Source organism: Nonomuraea monospora (assembly GCF_039531895.1).
GTDB classification, from domain to species: Bacteria; Actinomycetota; Actinomycetes; order Streptosporangiales; family Streptosporangiaceae; genus Nonomuraea; species Nonomuraea monospora.
Map to the genome: position 1 here is coordinate 41,987 of NZ_BAAAQX010000050.1, position 18,935 is coordinate 60,921.

At 71.6% G+C, this 18,935-nt stretch carries 19 protein-coding genes; 8 read left to right on the forward strand and 11 right to left on the reverse strand.

Annotated elements, in window-relative coordinates:
- Positions 1-46 precede the first annotated feature (46 nt).
- Together ABD331_RS53835 and ABD331_RS53840 are read left to right on the forward strand one after the other, a co-directional pair.
- Positions 47-1,357 carry a class I SAM-dependent methyltransferase gene (locus tag ABD331_RS53835; protein ID WP_344494154.1) on the forward strand — a complete coding sequence of 437 codons (1,311 nt, stop codon included), beginning with the start codon at positions 47-49 and terminating at the stop codon, positions 1,355-1,357.
- Positions 1,358-1,499: 142 nt separating this feature from the next.
- Positions 1,500-3,371 carry an apolipoprotein A1/A4/E domain-containing protein gene (locus ABD331_RS53840; RefSeq protein WP_344494156.1) on the forward strand — a complete coding sequence of 624 codons (1,872 nt, stop codon included), beginning with the start codon at positions 1,500-1,502 and terminating at the stop codon, positions 3,369-3,371.
- A gap of 30 nt (positions 3,372-3,401) precedes the next feature.
- On the opposite strand, the gene tsaD is transcribed toward ABD331_RS53840, so the two are convergent.
- The 11 genes from tsaD to ABD331_RS53895 all read right to left on the reverse strand — a co-directional run bounded on the left by tsaD (position 3,402) and on the right by ABD331_RS53895 (position 12,970).
- Positions 3,402-4,433: a tRNA (adenosine(37)-N6)-threonylcarbamoyltransferase complex transferase subunit TsaD gene (gene tsaD, locus ABD331_RS53845; protein ID WP_344494158.1), complete on the reverse strand. Its 1,032-nt coding sequence runs from the start codon at positions 4,431-4,433 to the stop codon at positions 3,402-3,404.
- Complete coding sequence (rimI, locus tag ABD331_RS53850; RefSeq protein WP_344494242.1) at positions 4,426-4,857, reverse strand: ribosomal protein S18-alanine N-acetyltransferase; 432 nt, start codon at positions 4,855-4,857, stop codon at positions 4,426-4,428. The genes tsaD and rimI overlap by 8 nt, the downstream gene beginning before the upstream one ends.
- An 11-nt stretch (positions 4,858-4,868) precedes the next feature.
- Positions 4,869-5,516, reverse strand: coding sequence for a tRNA (adenosine(37)-N6)-threonylcarbamoyltransferase complex dimerization subunit type 1 TsaB (gene tsaB / locus ABD331_RS53855; RefSeq protein WP_344494160.1), 648 nt, complete (start codon positions 5,514-5,516; stop codon positions 4,869-4,871).
- A gap of 60 nt (positions 5,517-5,576) precedes the next feature.
- On the reverse strand, positions 5,577-6,122 hold the full coding sequence (locus ABD331_RS53860) for a class F sortase (protein WP_344494162.1): 546 nt from the start codon (positions 6,120-6,122) through the stop codon (positions 5,577-5,579).
- 4 nt (positions 6,123-6,126) lie between these two features.
- Positions 6,127-6,822: a hypothetical protein gene (locus ABD331_RS53865; protein WP_344494164.1), complete on the reverse strand. Its 696-nt coding sequence runs from the start codon at positions 6,820-6,822 to the stop codon at positions 6,127-6,129.
- A gap of 167 nt (positions 6,823-6,989) precedes the next feature.
- Positions 6,990-7,448: a tRNA (adenosine(37)-N6)-threonylcarbamoyltransferase complex ATPase subunit type 1 TsaE gene (gene tsaE / locus ABD331_RS53870; RefSeq protein WP_425566263.1), complete on the reverse strand. Its 459-nt coding sequence runs from the start codon at positions 7,446-7,448 to the stop codon at positions 6,990-6,992.
- Positions 7,448-8,500, reverse strand: coding sequence for an alpha/beta fold hydrolase (locus ABD331_RS53875; protein WP_344494166.1), 1,053 nt, complete (start codon positions 8,498-8,500; stop codon positions 7,448-7,450). Before ABD331_RS53875 ends, tsaE begins: the two co-directional genes overlap by 1 nt.
- 19 nt (positions 8,501-8,519) lie before the next feature.
- Positions 8,520-9,680, reverse strand: a complete 1,161-nt coding sequence (alr, locus tag ABD331_RS53880; RefSeq protein ID WP_425566264.1) for an alanine racemase — start codon at positions 9,678-9,680, stop codon at positions 8,520-8,522.
- 56 nt (positions 9,681-9,736) lie between these two features.
- Positions 9,737-11,188: an NAD(P)H-hydrate dehydratase gene (locus ABD331_RS53885; RefSeq protein WP_344494168.1), complete on the reverse strand. Its 1,452-nt coding sequence runs from the start codon at positions 11,186-11,188 to the stop codon at positions 9,737-9,739.
- 9 nt (positions 11,189-11,197) lie between these two features.
- Positions 11,198-11,548: a holo-ACP synthase gene (locus ABD331_RS53890; RefSeq protein ID WP_344494170.1), complete on the reverse strand. Its 351-nt coding sequence runs from the start codon at positions 11,546-11,548 to the stop codon at positions 11,198-11,200.
- 12 nt (positions 11,549-11,560) lie between these two features.
- On the reverse strand, positions 11,561-12,970 hold the full coding sequence (locus ABD331_RS53895) for an alkaline phosphatase PhoX (RefSeq protein ID WP_344494172.1): 1,410 nt from the start codon (positions 12,968-12,970) through the stop codon (positions 11,561-11,563).
- A gap of 195 nt (positions 12,971-13,165) precedes the next feature.
- On the opposite strand from ABD331_RS53895, the gene coaA reads away from it, so the two are divergent.
- The 6 genes from coaA (at position 13,166) to ABD331_RS53925 (ending at position 18,594) form a co-directional block, all read left to right on the forward strand.
- Entirely contained in the window at positions 13,166-14,068 is a 903-nt protein-coding gene (coaA, locus tag ABD331_RS53900) for a type I pantothenate kinase (RefSeq protein WP_344494248.1), read from the forward strand.
- Positions 14,069-14,237: 169 nt separating this feature from the next.
- Positions 14,238-15,164 (forward strand): DUF389 domain-containing protein, encoded by a 927-nt coding sequence (locus ABD331_RS53905; protein WP_344494174.1) that lies wholly within the window; start codon positions 14,238-14,240, stop codon positions 15,162-15,164.
- Between the two features lie 40 nt (positions 15,165-15,204).
- A complete protein-coding gene (locus ABD331_RS53910; protein ID WP_344494176.1) occupies positions 15,205-16,113 on the forward strand; it encodes an ABC transporter ATP-binding protein in 909 nt (302 codons plus the stop codon).
- The gene (locus ABD331_RS53915; protein WP_344494178.1) at positions 16,106-16,966 is read left to right on the forward strand and encodes an ABC transporter permease; all 861 of its coding nucleotides are present in this window, start codon (positions 16,106-16,108) and stop codon (positions 16,964-16,966) included. The genes ABD331_RS53910 and ABD331_RS53915 overlap by 8 nt, the downstream gene beginning before the upstream one ends.
- Positions 16,963-17,877, forward strand: coding sequence for an ABC transporter ATP-binding protein (locus tag ABD331_RS53920; protein WP_344494180.1), 915 nt, complete (start codon positions 16,963-16,965; stop codon positions 17,875-17,877). Before ABD331_RS53915 ends, ABD331_RS53920 begins: the two co-directional genes overlap by 4 nt.
- The gene (locus tag ABD331_RS53925) at positions 17,878-18,594 is read left to right on the forward strand and encodes an ABC transporter permease (protein ID WP_344494182.1); all 717 of its coding nucleotides are present in this window, start codon (positions 17,878-17,880) and stop codon (positions 18,592-18,594) included.
- Positions 18,595-18,935: the final 341 nt, after the last annotated feature.

Consider the following 18,935-nt stretch of genomic DNA (forward strand, 5'->3'; position numbering starts at 1 on the left):
GCCCTGGAGCATGCCCGCCCCCGGCGTGGCGCTAACGTCTTGTGACGTGGACCTCGACGCCTTCACCGAGTTGCTGACCCCGCGCGGCGGGCGTGCGCTGGCGGAGGCCGGGGAGCTGGCGGGCGCCGACCCGGTCGCCGCCGCCACCGCCCTGCGCAGGACGTACGACGCGGCGCTCACCTCCGCCGCCCTCACCCAGGCGGGGCTCAGGCAGCGGGCCAGGGCCAAGTTCGGCGCGGACGCCGGGCGGATGTTCTTCACGCCGCACGGCCTGGAGCAGTCCACGAGAGCGGAGGTCGCCACCCACCGCGCCCATCGCCTGCTCACCCTGCACGGCACAGCCACACCCCTGCACGGCACAGCCAGACCCCGGCCCGCCCAGCACGACACGAACGCGCCCCAGCCCGCCCCGCACAGCGCAGGAGCGCCCCGGGTGGTGGATGCCTGTTGTGGCGTAGGCGGCGACCTGCTCGCCCTGGCCCGCGCCGGCTGCACCGTGACCGCCGTGGACACCGACCCCCTGACCGTGGCCGTGGCCAGGGCCAACGCGGAGGCGTTCGGCCTGTCCGCCCGGGTGACGGTGAGCGTGGCGGACGCGGCGGACGTCACCCCCGAGGACCACGACGTGCTGTTCGCCGACCCCGCCAGGCGGACGGGCAGGGGCAGGACGTTCGACCCCATGGCCTACTCCCCGCCCTGGCCGGTGGTGCTCGGCCTGCTGGCCCGCGCACGCCTGGCCTGCCTCAAGGTCGCCCCGGGCATCCCGTACGAGTTCATCCCCGAGGGCGCGGAGGCCGAGTGGGTGTCGTTCAAGGGCGAGGTCAAGGAGGCCACCCTGTGGACCGGGGCCGGCGGCGGCAGGCGGGCGACGCTGCTGCCCGGCGGCCACACGCTGGCGGCGACCGGCGTCCAGGCCGAGGCGGGCGCGCCGGGCCGCTACGTCTACGAGCCGGACGGGGCCGCCGTCCGCGCGCACCTCGTGGGCGAGGTGGCCGAGCTGGTGGATGGCAGGCTGCTCGACCCGATGATCGCCTACATCACGTCCGACGCCCTGGTGGACACTCCCTGGGCGGCCGCGTACGAGGTGGAGGACATCATGCCTTTTTCCCTGAAAAAGCTCCGCGCCACCCTCCGCGAGCGACAAATCGGCAATGTCACCATCAAAAAGCGCGGCTCCGCCGTGGACATCGAACGCCTCCGCACCGATTTGCGCCTCAAAGGCGACAATTCCATGGTGATCATGCTCACCAGAATTGCCGACAAACCCTCGATAATCCTGTGCAAGGCCTCCCCACCTGCCCGAATCACCGATCCCGGTCATCCGTACGTTAACCGCGATCTTTCAATTCACCCCTGACGGACCTTGATCGAAAGGCTAAGGTGGGCCGGGCGAGGAGTTCTCCGCCCTATTGCGGTTGACCGCGCTCTCACCCTTCATCGATAAACCGGACCTATCCCACCGCTGCGCGGCAGACCGTCGGCGAGCGAAGGAGCTTTCGGTGGACCATTCCAACCACGCCGCCCTTCTTCCTAACGGCTACGACGCCGTCCCCAAGAGGATGCGAGACCTGCTGGCCCGTGCCGCTCAGGACCATGTCTACGAGCAACGCACCCAGGGCGCCGTGCTCGACGAGATCCGCCAGCGGCTCGAAGGCATGGAGTGGCTGCTGCGCGAGGTGCGCGAGCGCGAGCTGGGCGGTCTCAGCGGCACGCTGGAGACGGTCAGCGGGCGGCTCGACGAGATGTCCGCCAAGCCGCCGATGTGGGCGGAGGGCCTGGCGCAGCACGTGGAGGCGGTGCGCGACCACGTCGACGCCGTGGGCGAGAAGGTGGGCCACGTGGACGCCCGGGTGACGCCCGTGGCGGAGCTGCCGAGCCTGTGGGCCGACCTGGGCACGGTGGGCGAGAGCGTGGATGAGGCGCTCAAGCGCCTGCAGTCGGTGCTCGACACCACCGACGGCATCACCAAGGGCATGTCCGGCTTCGCGGCCCAGCTCGCCGGCCTCAACACCAGCATGGAGGCCGCCGCCAGCCGCTTCACGCGGCTCGACAAGTCGATGGCCGAGCTGGCCGCCCGCACCGACCGCGTCGAGGACGTCGTCAGCGACCTGTCGGAGAGCGTCGCGGGCACTGCCGAGCAGCTCACCGCCAAGGTCGAGGCCGCCGAGCAGCGCACGACCGCCCGCCTCGACGAGACCGACCAGCGCCTCACCGCCCGGCTCGACGACACCGGCCAGCGGCTGACCGTCCGCCTCGACGAGACCGACGAGCGGCTGAGCGCCCGCCTGGACGACACCGACAGGCGCCTCGGCACCCGGCTCGACGAGACCGACCAGCGGCTCGCCACGGCCCTTCTGGAGGCCGACGAGCGCCTGGTGAGCCGGCTCAAGGAGGCCGACGAGACGCTCACCGGCCGCCTGGCCGACGTCGAGCAGCGTCTGACCACCCGGCTCGACGAGGCCGACCAGCACCTGGCCGTGCAGCTCGGCGAGAGCGAGCAGCGCCTGACGGCCCGGCTCAGCGGCGTGGACGCCTGCCTCGACAGGGCCGAGGGCAAGCTGACGGCGCTCGACTCCCGGCTCACCGGGTTCGACGGCAGGCTGGAGTCCGCCGACGAGTGCCTGGCCGACATCGACACCAGGATCGACGGCCTCGACGGCCGCATGAGCGGCGTCGACAAGCGGCTCGTCTCCATGGACGGCCAGCTCGGCGCGGTCGACAAGCGGCTGGGCACCCTCGACGGCCACCTCGGCCGCCACGACGACCGCTTCGACGCCCTCGACGTCCGCATCGACGCCCGCTTCTCCTCGCTCGACGAGCGGATGGCCGTCACCGACCAGCACGCCGCCGAGCTGGCCACCCGCAGCGAGGGCCGCTTCAACAAGCTCGACAACCAGATGGACGCCATCGACGAGCGGCTGGTCGAGGCCGAGGAGCACATGAGCACCCGCTTCGACACCATCGACGGCCACTTCGGCGGCCTCGACAACCGCTTCCACGGCCTCGACACCCACCTCAACGGGCTGACCGCCCGCGCCGAGCAGGCGGGCGAGCACCTGGAGTCGGTCGACGAGCGCATCGAGGCCGTCACCGCGTCCGTGAGCCGCCTGCCCGCCGACCTGGCCATCCCCGAGCGGGTGGGCGAGCTGCTCCAGTCGCACGTGGGCGAGCAGGCCGACCGGCTGACCGCCGCCACCGACGCGCTCACCGAGCTGGTCAAGGCCCGCCCCGACAGCGACGAGATGGCCGACGCGGTGTCGGGCGTCGTGCGGCCGGCCGCCGCCGACCTGACCAAGCGGCTCGACGCGCTGGAGGAGACCATGCTGGCGCTGGCCGAGGCCCTCCTGCGCCCCACCAGGTCGAAGGACTGAGGACTGCGCGGGGCCGGCGGCCCCGCGCCCTCACACGTGCACGGTCGTGATGGGCAGCGACGAGTCGGCGGGGATCTCCAGCGTCGAGGGCGTCACCCCGGCGGCCACCAGATCGGAGCCGAGCGCGGCCACCATGGCCCCGTTGTCGGTGCACAGGCCCGGCCTCGGCACCCGCAGCCGCACCCCGGCCGCGTCGCAGCGCTCCTGGGCCAGCGCCCGCAGCCGCGAGTTGGCCGCCACCCCGCCGCCGATCAGCAGGTCGTGCACGTCGTACTTGCGGCAGGCCTGCAGCGCCTTGCGGGTCAGCACGTCCACCACGGCCTCCTGGAAGGAGGCGGCCACGTCGGGCACGTGGACGGACTCGCCCGCCGCCTCGCGCGCCTCGACCCAGCGCGCGACGGCCGTCTTGAGCCCGGAGAAGGAGAAGTCGAGCGTGCCGTCGTCAAGCTTGCCGCGCGGGAACGCGATCGCCGATCCCGATCCCTCGCGGGCGGCCCTGTCGATGTGCGGGCCGCCGGGGAACGGCAGGCCCAGCACGCGCGCGACCTTGTCGAACGCCTCGCCCGCCGCGTCGTCCACCGTGGAGCCGAGCGAGATGACGTCGCCGGCCACGTCGGGCACGAGCAGCAGCGAGGAGTGGCCGCCCGAGACCAGCATGGCGATGCACGGCTTGGGCAGCGGCCCGTGTTCGAGCTGGTCAACGGCGACGTGGGCGGCCAGGTGGTTGACGCCGTAGAGGGGCACGCCGAGGCCGAGCGCGTACGACTTGGCCGCCGCCACCCCCACCAGCAGCGCGCCCGCCAGCCCCGGGCCGGCGGTGACGGCGATGGCGTCGATGTCGGAGAACCTCAGCCCCGCCTGGGCCAGCGCGGCCTCCACGGTCGGCGTCATGGCCTCCAGGTGGGCGCGCGAGGCGACCTCGGGCACCACGCCGCCGTACCTGGCGTGCTCGTCCATGCTGGAGGCGATCGTGTTGGCCAGCAGCGTGTGACCCCTGACGATGCCGATGCCGGTCTCGTCGCAGGACGTCTCGATGCCGAGGACCAGGGGTGCGTCAGTCACCAAGCTTCCTTCTCATCATGATCGCGTCGGTGCCGTCGTCGTAGTAGCGGCGGCGGGTGCCGATCTCCTCGAACCCGTAGTGCCGGTAGACCCCCTGCGCGCGCGGGTTGTCGGCGCGCACCTCCAGGAAGATCTCCCGCGCTCCTCTGCGGGCCGCCTCGGCCAGCAACTCGGTCAGCATCGCGCCGCCGAGCCCGGTGCCCTGGTGCTTGTCGAGCACCGCGATGGTCTGCACGTCGGCCTGGTCGCCGGCGGCTGCCAGGCCCGCGTAGGCGACGATCTCGTCGTCGACCAGGACCACCACGTAGTGGCGGGTGCGGGGCATCTCGGCCAATTCGCCGCGCATCATGCCCTCGCTCCACGCGTCGAGCGGGAACGTGGCCCGTTCGATCGCCATGACCGCGGGCAGGTCGGCCTCGGTCATCGGGCGCAGCTTCACGCCGTCACCCGCTTGGGCGCGCCCGGCACCACCGCGTCGGGTCTGCGCAGGTAGATGGGGCGTGGCGGGCCGAGCGTGACCCCCTCGGCGAGCCGTTCGGCCGCCAGGGCGGCCAGGGCGCCCGCGTACGGGTAGGGCGGCACGTCGCCGCCGTCGCCGAGCAGGTCGGGGTAGAGCCGCGCGCCCGCGCCGACGACCGGCAGCCCGGCCACGGGCACGTCGGCGGGCCGGTCCACGAAGGGGCCCTCGTCGCGGGTGCGGTGGTCGGCGTAGCGGGCCCAGAAGACCTCCTTGCGGCGCGCGTCGGTGGCCGCGACGAAGGGCTCGGACAGCTTGCTGCCGTAGGCGACGGCGTCGAGCGTGCAGATGCCGTACGCGGGCACGCCCAGCGTGGTGGCCAGGCCCTGCGCGGTCATCAGCCCGACGCGCAACCCCGTGTAGGGGCCCGGGCCGCTGCCGGCCACGATGGCCGTCACGGCGCGCAGCGTCGTGCCCGCCTCGCGCAGCACGACCTCGATGGTGGGCACGAGCAGCTCGCCGTGACGCCGGGCGTCGATCGTGGTCGACTCGGCGAGCACGCGCTCCCCGTCGTGGAGCGCGGCGGTGACGGCGGGCGTCGCGGTATCAAAGGCCAGGACCAGCACGACTGTTTAGCCTACCCGCCGCGCGGGTCTCACCTGGCCGCTTCGCGCAGGCTCCGGCCGTCACACCTGGGACGCGTACACGATGACGTTGTCGAGGTACTCGCCCTTGGCGTAGTCGAACTTGCCGCCGCACGTCACCAGCTTGAGCCCGTCCTCCACGTAGACGCGCTGCGCGGGGAAGCTGTCCTTGTGGACCTGCTCGATCGAGTCGACCTTGAACTCCACGACCTTGCCGTCGCTGCGCTCCACCTTGACGGTCTCGCCCTTGCGTAACTGCCTGAGCTTGTAGAACACGGCGGGCGCGGTCTTGGTGTCGACGTGGCCGATGATCACCGAGGCGCCCTTCTCGCCGGGCACCGCGCTGCCGGTGTACCAGCCGGCCATCTTCGGCTTCTCGTACGGCGGCAGCTCGACCTCGCCGTTCTTCTGCAGGTCGAGCTTCATGAGCTGGGCCTCGACGTCGATCGAGGGGATGTCGATGCTCTCGGGCACGACGCCGGCGGCGGCGGGCGTCGTGGTGGTGCCGGTCTGCATGCCTCTGCCGAAGGCGACCAGCACCAGACCGGTGATGGCGCCGGCGAGCACCACCCGTCCTGGACGTGCCACGTCGCTATGCCCGGTTGCGCCGCTTGACCGCGAGGCCGACGCCTCCGGCCAGGGCCAGCGCGATCAGCACGCCGGCGGGGCCGAACGGGATCGACGACTCCTCGGAGGCGTCCTGCGCGTACGTGCCGCCGCCGCCCGCCCTGGGCGCGCTGGTGGGCACGGTGGTGGTGCTGGTGGGCTCCTCGGTCGGGGCCGCGACCACGCGCAGGGTGGCCCTGCCCATGTCGTTGGTGCCGTCGCACTTGACGTCCACGCGGTAGCTGCCGCGCCGGATCGTTCCCGAGACCTGCGCCTCGCCGCGCACCCACGGGGAGCCGGTGGTGGCGGTCGGGGACGGGGTGAGCGAGGCGGCGGGCACCGGGTTGAGCGTGACGCCGTTGATGAACGCCCTGGAGGTGGCGGTGCCGGTGTGGGCGGGGCCGCCGGTCGGCACGGGGCAGTTGGCCAGGATCCAGACCCTGGAGGTCTCACCGGCGGTGACGCGGTCGGGGTTGAGCTGGACCGAGATGGTCCGTCTCGTCGTGGTCGTGGTGGGCTGCGGGCTGGCGGTCGTCGTCGTGGTGACGGTGGTCGTGGGGGAGTTCGTACCGGAGAGTGTTGGGGTTGGTGTTGTGGGTGGGGTCTCGGCCGAGGCCGAGCAGCCGGTCAGACCGACCATGACGATGGCTCCCGCGTACGCGACACGCCTGACCCTGAGCACCGGCCGCACCCCACTCCGCCGTCTTGCAACCCAGCATCCACCAATTCTGTGGATGTCGCCCCTCCTGATACCCAGAAAATCTGGGCAATCCCTCACCAACGATCATGTTTTATCGCGTTGGCCTGGTACGTCAAGGGTGCCAGCTTTACCGGCCTTTGACGGGGGTTTCAGTCTTGTAGCGGATCAGACGGCGTGTCGGCCCACCTGGAGCCCACACCTCGCAGCGTCACGACCCTGGCCTCGTCTCCGGCCTCGCGGTCGATGTGGATCTCCAGCCGGTCGTCGGCGAGCCCTTCGACCAGCCCCTCGCCCCATTCGACGACGGTGACCGACTCCTCCAGCGACGCGTCGAGGTCGAGGTCGTCCACTTCGAGGTCGCCGCCGAGCCGGTACGCGTCCACGTGCACCAGCGGCGGCCCCTGGCGCAGCGACGGGTGCACCCGGGCGATCACGAACGTGGGCGAGGTGATCGGGCCGCGCACCTTGAGCCCCTCGGCGATGCCCTGGACGAGCGTGGTCTTGCCGGCGCCGAGCGGGCCCGACAGCACCAGCAGGTCGCCGGGGCGCAGGTGGGCTGCCAGGCGAGCGCCGTAGGCCCGCATGTCGTCGGGGGTCGCGAGCCGCACTAGATCTCCACTCTCTTCAACAGGTCGCGCAGCGCGTCGTTGACGATGCCCGGGCGCTCCATCTGGATCAGGTGCGAGGTCTCGGGCACCTCGGTGAGCTGCGCCTTCGGCAGCGCGCCCGCGATCGCCTTGCTGTGGTCGGGCGGCGTCAGCCAGTCGCGGTCGCCGACGAGGATCGCGGTGGGCACCGGGTCGAGCACGTGCAGGGCGGAGAGCTTGTCGTGGTTCATCAGCGCCGGGTAGAAGTTGGCGACCACCTCGGTCGGGGTCGCCCTGATCATCGACTCGGCGAAGTCGACCAGGGTCGGGCTGACGTTCTTCGAGTCGCCGAAGCCGAACAGGCGGGTGATCAGGAAGGCGATGTCGCTGCCCGCGTGGCGGGTGCGGTCGACCCACGTGCCGCGCTTGCCGAGCATCGACACCGTGCCCGGCGCCATCTTGTGCACGACCTTGGACAGCATCGCGGGCAGGCCCAGCGTCAGCTCGGCCAGCTTGCCCGCCGAGGTGGCGATGAGCGCCGCCGCACGGATCTTGTCGCCGAACAGCTCGGGGTGGCGGTCGGCCAGCGCCATGATCGTCATGCCGCCCATCGAGTGGCCGACCAGCGCGCACGGGCCGGGCACGAACTCCTCGATCACCTCGGCCAGGTCGTCGCCGAGCCGGTCGATCGTGCAGTCGTCGGCCTCGGCGCGCTGGGAGCGGCCGTGGGAGCGCTGGTCCCACAGCACGATCCGGTAGTTCTCCCGCAGGTCCTTGCGCTGGTAGTGCCAGGACTCCAGGTTGAGGCAGTAGCCGTGGCAGAAGACGACGGTCAGCGGCGCGTCCTCGGGGCCGTCGATCTCGACGTGCAGCGCGTAGCCGTCGGAGGTGACGAGCGTGCGCTCCCTGCCCCGCAGCTCGCCGAACGGCTCGCTCGCCTCGGTGTCGGGGCGCAGCCGGATGCGGCCGACCGCGTAACGCTTGGCCAGTGCCGCCGCCGCGACACCGGCGGAAGCCGCACCGACGAGCGCGCCGGCGATCCCTACCCTGCGCCGTGTTGTCGTCGTCGTCATGTCCCCGATCCTTCTCCGCTCATGCCCGCCGCGAAGTGCCCTTCGACACGTTTACGTGTACGCGCGGCACGCGGGAGCCGATCCTGGTCACGATCTCATGCGTGATCGTGCCGAGGGTATCCGCCCATTCCTGAGCGGTCGGCTCGCCCCCGTCGCCCGGCCCGAACAGCACGACCTCCTCGCCTGCCGACAGCGGGTCGTCGCCCATGTCGATCATGAACTGGTCCATGCACACCCGTCCGGCGATCAGCCTGCGCCGGCCTCCCGCCAGAACCTCGGCCCGCCCCGTCGCGTGCCGGAGGATTCCGTCCGCGTACCCGAGAGGAACCAGTCCAAGCGTGGTCTCGTGCCCCGTGATGTAAAGGTGCCCGTAGGAGACGCCAGAGCCCTCGGTGACGCGCTTGACCAGACCGACCCTGGCCGTCAGCGTCATGGCCTGCCTGAGGCCGAAGTCGCCCAGCTCGGGGATGGGGCTCAGGCCGTACATCGCGATGCCGGGCCTGACCAGGTCGAAGCGCGCGCCCGGCAGCGTCATGGCGGCGGCCGAGTTGGACAGATGCCTGATCACGCCGGAGTCGGCCGCGCCGGCCTGGTCGGCCAGCTTCAGCGCCGTCTCGTACGCCTCGATCTGCCGCTCGATCGACGGATGGCCGGGGATGTCGGCGCAGGCGAAGTGCGACCAGAGGCCGACGATCTCGATGACGCCCTCGGCGCGCAGCCGCAGCGCCCTGTCGAGCAGGCCCGGCCAGGCCGCGAGCGGCGCGCCGCCCCTGCTCATCCCGGTGTCGGCCTCCAGGTGCAGCTTCGCGGTGCGGCCGACGCGCCTGGCGGCGGCGGCGATCTCGTCGAGCAGCCGCGCGTCGGCGGCCGACAGCTCGATGCCGGCGGTCAGCGCCTCGTCGAGCGGCTCCTGCGGGGTGATCAGCCACGACAGGATCGGCGCGGTGACGCCGGCCGCGCGCAGCTCCAGCGCCTCCCTGACGAACGCCGTGCCGAGCCGGCTCGCCCCGCCCTCCAGCACCGCCTCGGAGACGGGCACCAGCCCGTGCCCGTAGGCGTCGGCCTTGACCGCGCCCATGATCTCCGCGCCGCCCGCACGCTCCTTGAGCAGGGCGACGTTGTGCCTGATGGCGGCCAGATCGACCCGAGCCTCCGCGGGCGTGGCCACTGGGGAGTACATCCTTCTAGTGTGGCAGCTCCGGATCGTGGGCGAGTCCAGTTTCCATCCGGGACGCGTCAGGAGCCAGGGCTGGTCACGGCACGGATGGCTCCCGGGATCGCCGTGGCCACGTCGGCGGCGGTCAGCGGGGCCCCGTCGGCGGCCAGCCGCCCGGCCACCCCGTGCAGGTAGGCGCCGCACGAGGCCGCGTCGTAGCAGCTCAGCCCCTGTGCCAGCAGCGCGCCCGCCAGCCCCGACAACACGTCGCCCGTGCCGCCGGTGGACAGCCACGGCGTGCCGGACACGTTCACCCTGGCCGGGCGGCCCTCCTCGGCCACCACCGTGGTGGAGCCCTTGAGCAGCACGGTCACGCCCAGCTCCGCCGCCGCCCGCCTGGCGTGCTCCAGCCTGGCCGCCTCGATGCCGGCCCGGTCGGCGCCGATCAGCCTGGACAGCTCGCCCGCGTGCGGCGTGATCAGGACGGGCGCGGTACGCCGCAGCAGCGCCTTGTCCCTGGCCACCAGCGTCAGCCCGTCGGCGTCCACCAGCACGGGCACGTCGCTGGCCAGCACCTTGACGGCCAGCTCGTGCGCCCAGGTGTCGGTGCCCAGCCCAGGGCCGAGCACCCACGCCTGCACCCGGCCGACGTGCTCGATCGAGGGCGCGTCGAGGAGCGTGACCACGGCCTCCGGCCAGTGCGAGCGCACCTGGGCGACCGGCGCCTCGCGGCCCGCGTACCTGACCATGCCGGAGCCGCCCCGCAGCGCGCCGCCCACGGCCAGCACGGCCGCGCCGGTGAACAGGTCGCTGCCCGCCGCGACGCCCAGCACTCCCCTGCGGTACTTGTCCGACTCGTCGCCGGGTCGCGGGATCAGCCCGGCCACGTCGCGGCCGGTGAGCGCGGTGGCGTCGGGGTCGGGCAGGTGCTCCCCCAGCCCGATGTCGATCAGCTCGACGTCACCGGCGAACGCCGCGCCCGGATCGACCAGCAGGCCCGTCTTGTACGCCCCCATGGTCACGGTCACCCTGGCCCGGACGGCGGCGCCCGCCACCCGCCCGCTGCTCGCGTCCACGCCGCTGGGCAGGTCCACGGCCACGACCGCGGCCCCGGCGGCGTTCGCCTCCGCCGCGAGCCGCGCGTACGGCTCCCTGAGCGCCCCCGACGCCCCGATGCCCACGAGCCCGTCCATGATCAGGTCGGCCTGCCCGATCGCCGTCGCCTCGGCGACCCGCCCGCCCGCGTCGAGCAGCGCGCGCAGCCCCGCCTCGTGCGTCCTGGACCCGGCGAGCACGGCCTCCACCCTGGCTCCGCGCCTGGCCAGCCGCTCGCCCGCGTACAGGGCGTCACCGCCGTTGTCGCCGCTGCCGACGAGCAGGACGACGCGGCTGCCGTAGACCCGTCCCAGCAGGTCGGCGCAGACGGCGGCGAGGCCGGCGGCGGCGCGCTGCATCAGCGTGCCCTCGGGCAGCCGGGCCATGAGCGCCTGCTCGGCGGCCCGGATCTGGTCGGCGGTGTAGGCGGTGCGCATGATCCGAAGCTATCCCTCCGCGATCACATAGGCCACGGCGACGCCCGCGTCGTGGCTGAGTGAGATGTGCCAGCGCTTGACCCCGAGCCCGTACGCGACCTCGGCCACCTTGCCCGAGATCCGCAGCTCGGGCTTGCCGAGCTCGTCGCAGCGCACCTCGGCCTCCAGGTGCCCCAGGCCCTTGGGCGCGCCGAGCGCCTTGGCCACGGCCTCCTTGGCGGCGAACCTGGCGGCCAGCGACTGCACGGGGAGCGGCCGCTCGATCTCGGTGAACAGCCGCTCCCTGAGCGGCGGCGTGCGCTCCAGCGCGGCCTCGAAGCGGGCGATGTCCACGATGTCCACGCCGATACCCAGGATCATCGTCCCAGGCTATTAGAAGGGCCCGCGTTCCCACGGCCCCCAGATCGCGATGGACATGCCCTGCTTGGCCTGGAGGTTGACGTAGAGCGTGTGGCCGCCAGGGCCGAACGTGGAGCCGGCGAACTCCGCCCCGTCGTCGCCCTCGATCGGCTGCAGCCGGCAGAAGTCGAAGATCTGGCCGCTCCTGGTCAGCCCGCGCAGCCAGTTGTCCTGCTCGCCGTCCTCGCACAGCACGAGCGTGCCGCGCCTGCTGACGGTCACGTTGTCGGGCAGGTCCAGCACGGACGAGCGCGGCGACTCGTAGACGAGCTTGAGCCGCCCGCTCCACGTCTCGTACGCCCACACCTGCCCCCGCCCGTCGCCGAACCCGTCGGGCGCCCGCTCGCCCGGCGCGGTGGCCCCGCCCTGGGTGGAGACGAAGTACACGGTGCCGTGGTGGTGCACCGCGCCCTCCAGCCGGGCGAAGATCGCCGCCCCCTTCCTCCTGCCCTGCCTGCCCACGGCCTGGACCGCCTCGTCGTAGGCGGGCCTGCCCTTGAAGTCGGGGTCGGGGTCGTCGATGTCCACCCAGGTGGTCCCGTACGCGGTGCCGGGTTCCTGCCCCTTCGACAGGTCGGCGCGCTCGGCGCCGCTGACGGCGAGCATCTGCAGCCTGCCGCCGTCGAGCAGCCGCCCGGCCAGGATGGGGTGTTTGGGCGGCAGGTAGCGGTAGAAGCCCGAGGGGTGGGAGAAGTTGTCCTCGGTGAGGTAGAGGGCGCCGGAGGAGGGGTCGAAGGCGGCCGACTCGTGCGGGAAGCGCCCGGCGGCGCGGATCGGCGTGGCCGTGGCGGCGCGGGCGACCGGCACCTCGAACAGGTAGCCGTGCTTGCGGGTGAGCTTGGAGTTGTCGTCGCCGGAGCCGTCGTCGCCCACGTCGGGGCCGTTGACCGTCTCCTCGCAGCTCACCCAGGCCCGCCAGGCCATGGGGCCGCCGGAGCAGTTCATCATGGTGCCGTTCAGCGACGGCGCGCTCTTGATCACCTCGCCGTGGCGGGTGACCTGGATCGTCGAGGTGCCGCCGCCGGCCATCGGGTCGTAGGCCTTGTCCCTGTCGCCGAACGCGCCCACGGGCCCGCCGACCTCATGGTTGCGGATGAGGACGGCGCTGCCCCCCGGCCCGGAGAAGGCGGCCATGCCGTCGTGCTTGCCCGGCACGACGGAGCCGTCGCTGTACTTCTCGCCCGCCACGCTGAACGAGCGGTACCGGAACCCGTCGGGCAGGTGCAGGCGCACCTTCCCATCACGAAGATCGCGCACGGGGCGCAGCGCGCCGTACCCGCGCACGGGGTCGGCCCCGCCCTTCGCCCCGGCGCACGCGACCCCCGCGAAGGGCCCGGCGATCCCGGCGGCGGCGACGTTGGAGATGAAGCGACGACGGTCCACGGAATACCTCCCGTCGGGACAGTAGCCGCCGGTCAGCCCTTGCACGCCCGATTCACCAAGACCCATCTTCTTTCCCCGAACTGGCTCTCGGTAATCCCACGTCTTTATCCACAGGCTGTGGATCCCTGGGGGACGGCCCCGCCCGGGTCCCGGTTTGTGACGCATCGCTACGCTGCCAAGGTGAATAACGGCTACGTGGAACTGAGCAGGGAGCAGTGGAGCGAGCTCCGCAAGAACACGCCCTTGACTCTCACCGCAGACGAGCTGGAAGAGCTACGCGGCGTCGATGACCCGATCGACCTCACCGAGGTCACCGACATCTACCTCCCCCTGACCCGGCTGCTCAACCTGCACTTCACCGGGTCCAAGCAGCGCAGCAGCGTGCTGAGCGCGTTCCTCGGCAAATCCGATCGGCGCGTGCCGTACATCCTGGGCATCGCGGGCAGCGTCGCGGTCGGCAAGTCGACCACGGCGCGGCTGCTGCACACCCTCCTGGCCCGCTGGCCCGAGCACCCGCACGTGGAGCTGATCACCACCGACAGCTTCCTCTACCCCAACGCGGTGCTGGAGGCCAAGAAGATCATGCATCGCAAGGGCTTCCCCGAGAGCTACGACCGCCGGGCGCTGGTCAGGTTCGTGGCGGAGGTGAAGGCGGGCGCGGCCGAGGTCAAGGCGCCCATCTACAGCCACCTCGAGTACGACATCGTCCCCGGCGCCGCCCAGACCGTGAAGAACCCCGACATCCTCATCATCGAGGGCCTCAACGTCCTGCAACCGGCCCCGCCCACCTCCCTCGCCGTCAACGACTACTTCGACTTCTCCATCTACGTGGACGCCAAGGTCGAGGACATCCGCGCCTGGTACGTCGAACGTTTCCACAAGCTCCGCCGCACCGCCTTCGAGGACCCCAAGTCGTACTTCCGGCACATCGCGGAGCTGTCCTACGACGAGGCCACGGAGTTCGCGCGCAACGTCTGGCGCGACATCAACGAGCGCAACCTCATCGAGAACATCGCCCCCACCAGGGGCCGCGCCGACCTCGTGCTCAAGAAGGGCGTCGACCACTCCGTACGGCGGGTTCGGCTCCGCCAGACCTGAACACCTCCTCGAACAGGTAGCGCGCGAACCTGCCCGCGCACTCCTGGTCGTCGAGGCCGGCGAACCAGCACTCCTCACCGTGGTCGTGGCACCAGTACCAGATCATGTGAGGGAGCCTCGCGTACCGCTATCAACACAACGTCAAGGTTCGTTCGACGACAATGTCCTGGTGCTGCATCTGCGACTGATCGTCCCCTCCGACCGCACGCAAGAGGCGGTGGAGGTGCTGGAGACCTGCCCGGGCGTCACCAACCTCGTGGTGCTGCCCGGCGTGGCCCGCGAGCCGCGAGGCGACGTGATCTTCTGCGACTCGGCCAGGGAGTCGGCCAACGAGGTGCTGTCCAAGCTCGCCTGGCTGGAGGACGAAGGCTCGATCGCCGCCGAGCAGATCGACCTCTCCCTGTCCCGGGCGGCCGACCTGGCCGTCGAGCAGGCGCCGGGAGACCCCGACGACGCCGTGATCTGGGAGGAACTCGAGCACAAGGTGGACGCCGACTCCCGCGTCACCTGGGCGTACCTGGCCTTCCTGGCCATCGCCACCCAGATCGCGGGCATCGGCATCCTGCAGAACTCCCCCATTTTGATCGTCGGCGCGATGGTGCTCGGCCCCGAGTTCGGCGCGGTCGCGGCCATCTGCTTCGGCCTGCTGCAACGCAGGGGGCACCTGATCGTCAGCGCGCTGCGCACGCTGGCCGTCGGGTTCACGGCCGCGATCGCCATCACGTACGCGTGCGCGCTCGTCTCCTACTGGCTCGGCTGGATCGACATCGGCAACCTCACCGGCAACGAGGAGGTGCAGTTCATCGTCAAGCCGGACCGCTGGTCGTTCATCGTGGCGCTGCTGGCGGGCGCGGCCGGGGTGCTGTCGGTCACGGCGGGCAAGTCGTCGGCGCTGGTCGGCGTCTTCATCTCGGTCACCACAGTGCCCGCGGCCGGCTACGTGGCCGTCGCGATGGCGGTGTCCGACTGGGGGGAGGTCGCGGCGGCCGTCTCCCAGCTCGGCATCAACATCCTGGGGATGGTCATCTCGGGCACGGTCACCCTGATGGTCCAGCGGAAATTCTGGCCTCAAGTAGGACGACGTTCATCCATATGACCGAGGCCACACAGCCGGGGCGGCTAGTAGGGTCCGGCACATGCACATCCTCGCCACCGAGGGGCTGACCAAACGCTTCCCCACCGTCACCGCGGTCGACCAGCTCACGGTCACCGTGGGGCCCGGCGTGACCGGGCTGGTCGGCGCGAACGGCGCGGGCAAGTCGACGCTGATCAAGATCCTGCTCGGCCTGTTGCCGCCCTCCGGCGGCAGCGCGCGCGTGCTGGACCTGGACGTCACGACGCAGGGGGCCGAGATCCGCCGCTTCGTCGGTTACATGCCCGAGCACGAATGCCTGCCCCCCGACGTCTCCGCCACCGAGCTGGTCGTCCACCTCGCCCGGATGTCCGGCCTGCCGCGCACCGCCGCCCGCGAGCGCGCGGCCGACGTGCTGCGCCACGTCGGGCTGGCCGAAGAGCGCTACCGGCCCGTCGGGGGGTACTCGACCGGCATGAAGCAACGGGTCAAGCTGGCCCAGGCGCTCGTCCACGACCCGAAGCTGATCTTCCTCGACGAGCCGACCAACGGCCTCGACCCGCGCGGCCGCGACGAGATGCTGACGCTGATCAGGCGCATCGGCACCGAGTTCGGCATCAGCGTGCTCGTCACCTCCCACCTGCTCGGCGAGCTGGAGCGCATCTGCGACCACGTCGTCGTCATCGACGCGGGGCGGCTGCTGCGCTCGTCCGCCATCGGCGAGTTCACGCAGGCCACGCAGACCGTGACGGTCGAGGTGGACGAGGGGCTCGACGCGCTGGCCGCCCGGCTGTCCGGCGGCGGGCAGACCGTCTCCCAGCAGGGCCGCCTGCTGGTGGTCAAGGTGCAGGGGCCCGAGACGTTCGACGCGATCCGCGACGCGACGGCCGAGCTGGACCTGTGCCTCATCCGTCTCGAACAGGGACGCCACCGCATCGAGGACGTCTTCAGGGAGGAGGTCGCACATGTCTGAGATCTACGACATCGGCTACCGCCACTACGACGGACCCCGGCTCGGCCGCGGCTACTCGACCAGGGCGCTGGCCGTGCACAGCCTGCGCGGCGTCTTCGGCCTCGGCCGCCCGGCACGCAGCAAGATCGTGCCGTTCGCGCTGGCGGCCATCATGGTGCTGCCCTCGATCGTGGGCATCGCCCTGATGGCCCTGGCGCAGCAGCGCGGCATCCCCTACAGCGGGTTCGCGGTCGTCATGCAGGCCGTGGTAGCCATCTTCCTGGCCGCGCAGGCCCCCACCGTGGTCGCGCCCGACCTGCGCTACCGCGTGCTGCCGCTCTACCTGTCGCGGCCCGTCACGATCGCCGAGTACGTCGGCGCCAAGGTGGCGGCGATGACCGTGGCGGTGTTCGCGCTGATCGCGGTGCCGCTCACGCTGACCTACCTGGGCGAGCTGGTCGTGGACATGCCGGGGCCGCCGGCCACGGGCGAGTACTTCGGCGCTCTGCTCATGGCGCTGCTGCTGGCGGTGCTGCTGTCGGCGTTCGGGCTGGCGCTGGCGTCGTTCACGCCGCGGCGCGGGCTCGGCGTGGCCTCCGTGATCACCGTCTACCTGTTGTCGTCGGCGTCCGTCCCGATCATCTACGGCTCGCTGTACTCCACGGGCAACGAGTCGGCGGCGGCCTGGGCGTGGCTGGCGAACCCGTTCTGGCTCGTCGACTCCGTGCAGGTCTGGCTGTTCGGCACGCCGCCGCACTCCATCGAGAGCGCCGCCTACCCGAGCGGTCCCGCCTCGGCCGTCGTCCTGGTGCTGCTGATCGCCCTCGGCCTGGCCGCTCTCGGACTGCGCTACAGGAAGGCGGCCGCGCGATGAAGATCGAGCTCTCGCAGGTCTCCCGCTGGTACGGCAACGTGGTGGCGGTCAACGACGTCACCATGACCATCGGGCCAGGCGTCACGGGGCTGCTCGGGCCGAACGGCGCGGGCAAGTCGACGCTGCTGCACATGATGGCCGGCTTCCTGGCCCCATCGGGCGGCACGGTCACCCTGGACGGCACCACCGTCTGGAAGAACCACCACATTTACCGAAATATCGGCTTAGTGCCGGAAAAGGAGGGCGTATACGGCTTCCTGACCGGCTGGCAGTTCGTCCTATCCGCCGCCCGCCTGCACGGCCTGCCCTCCCCGGAGGAGGCCGCCCGCAAGGCCCTGGCCACCGTGGAGATGGAGGAGCCGAAGGACCGGCGCGTCGAGACGTACTCCAAGGGCATGCGCCAGCGCGTCAAGGTCGCCGCCGCCCTCGTCCACGACCCGCCCGTCCTCCTGCTGGACGAGCCGTTCAACGGCATGGACCCGCGCCAGCGCCTCCACCTCATGGACCTCATCAGAGGCATGGGCACGGCCGGCAAGACCATCCTGTTCAGCTCCCACATCCTGGAGGAGGTCGAACGGGTCGCGCAGCACATCGAGGTGCTCGTCGCGGGCCGGCACGCCGCGTCCGGCAACTTCCGCGAGATCCGGCGGCTGATGACGGACCGGCCCCACCTGTTCCTGATCCGCTCCAGCGACGACAGGAAGCTCGCCGCCGCCCTCGTCCGCGACACCTCGACCGGCGGCATCACGCTGCGCCCAGAAGGCCTGGAGATCCAGGCCACCGAGTTCCGCCGGTTCGCCCGCCTGCTGCCCAGAGTGGCCCGCGAGGAGGGCGTGCGCCTGCACCAGGTGTCCCCGGCGGACGAGGACCTGGAGAGCGTCTTCTCCTACCTGATCAACAGGAGCACCTGAATGAACACCGTGGTGGCGGGCATCACCTACCGCTCCCTGCTGGGCCGCCGGCGCATCATCCTGCTCCTGCTGCTCCCCCTCGCCCTCATCGCCCTGGCCGTGCTGTTCCGCCTCGTCGGCAGCGGCGACCAGCGCTCCGCCGTGCTGCTGCTGCAGAGCTTCGCCATCAGCACCATGCTGCCGCTGCTCGGCCTCATCGCGGGCACCGGCGTCATCGCCCCCGAGATCGACGACGGCACCATCATCCACCTGATGTCCAAGCCGATCTCACGGCCCGTCATCATCCAGACCAAGTTCCTCGTCGCGGCCTCGCTGCTGGCCGTCTTCGGCGCCGTGCCCACCTACGTCGCGGGCTGGCTGCTGATCGGCAACGAGGACGGCATCGCGACCGGCTTCGCCGCCGGCACCCTGGTCGCCGGCATCGCCTACGCCGCCGTCTTCCTGCTGCTCGGCGTCGTCACCCGGCACGCCGTCACGATCGGCATCATCTACGCGCTGGTCTGGGAGAGCCTGGTGGGCAACCTCATCCCGGGCGCCCGCAGGTTCTCCATCCAGTACTGGGGGCAGTCGATCGCCGACCAGCTCAGCGACTCGCCCTTCTTCAAGGCCGACGTCACGCTCGGCTTCGCGATCCCTGCCCTGATCGTAGTCACCGCCGGCGCGGTCTTCTGGGCCGGCCAGCGCCTGCGCGTCTTCTCCCTCACGGGCGACGAGTAGCGGCGCGTTCTTGCCGTACGCGTGCGGCATGCGTCGGCTCGCCCACGTACAACAGGCGCACGCCCGCACGCGTACGGCGCCCACGACGCGTGCGACGTGCGCAGGCCCGCACACGCGCGACACGCGTCGGCTCGCACGCCCACGACACGCGCAGGCCTGCGCGCGCGACACGCGTTGGCTCACACGCGCACGACACGCGCAGGCCTGCACACGCGCGACACGCGTTGGGCCGCACACCTACGGCGCCCGCGACGCGTGCGGCTTGCGTTGGTCCGCCCGCACCACGACACGCGTACGGCCCGCGGGAACGTGTTGTTCCCGCGGGCCGTACGAAAAAAGGG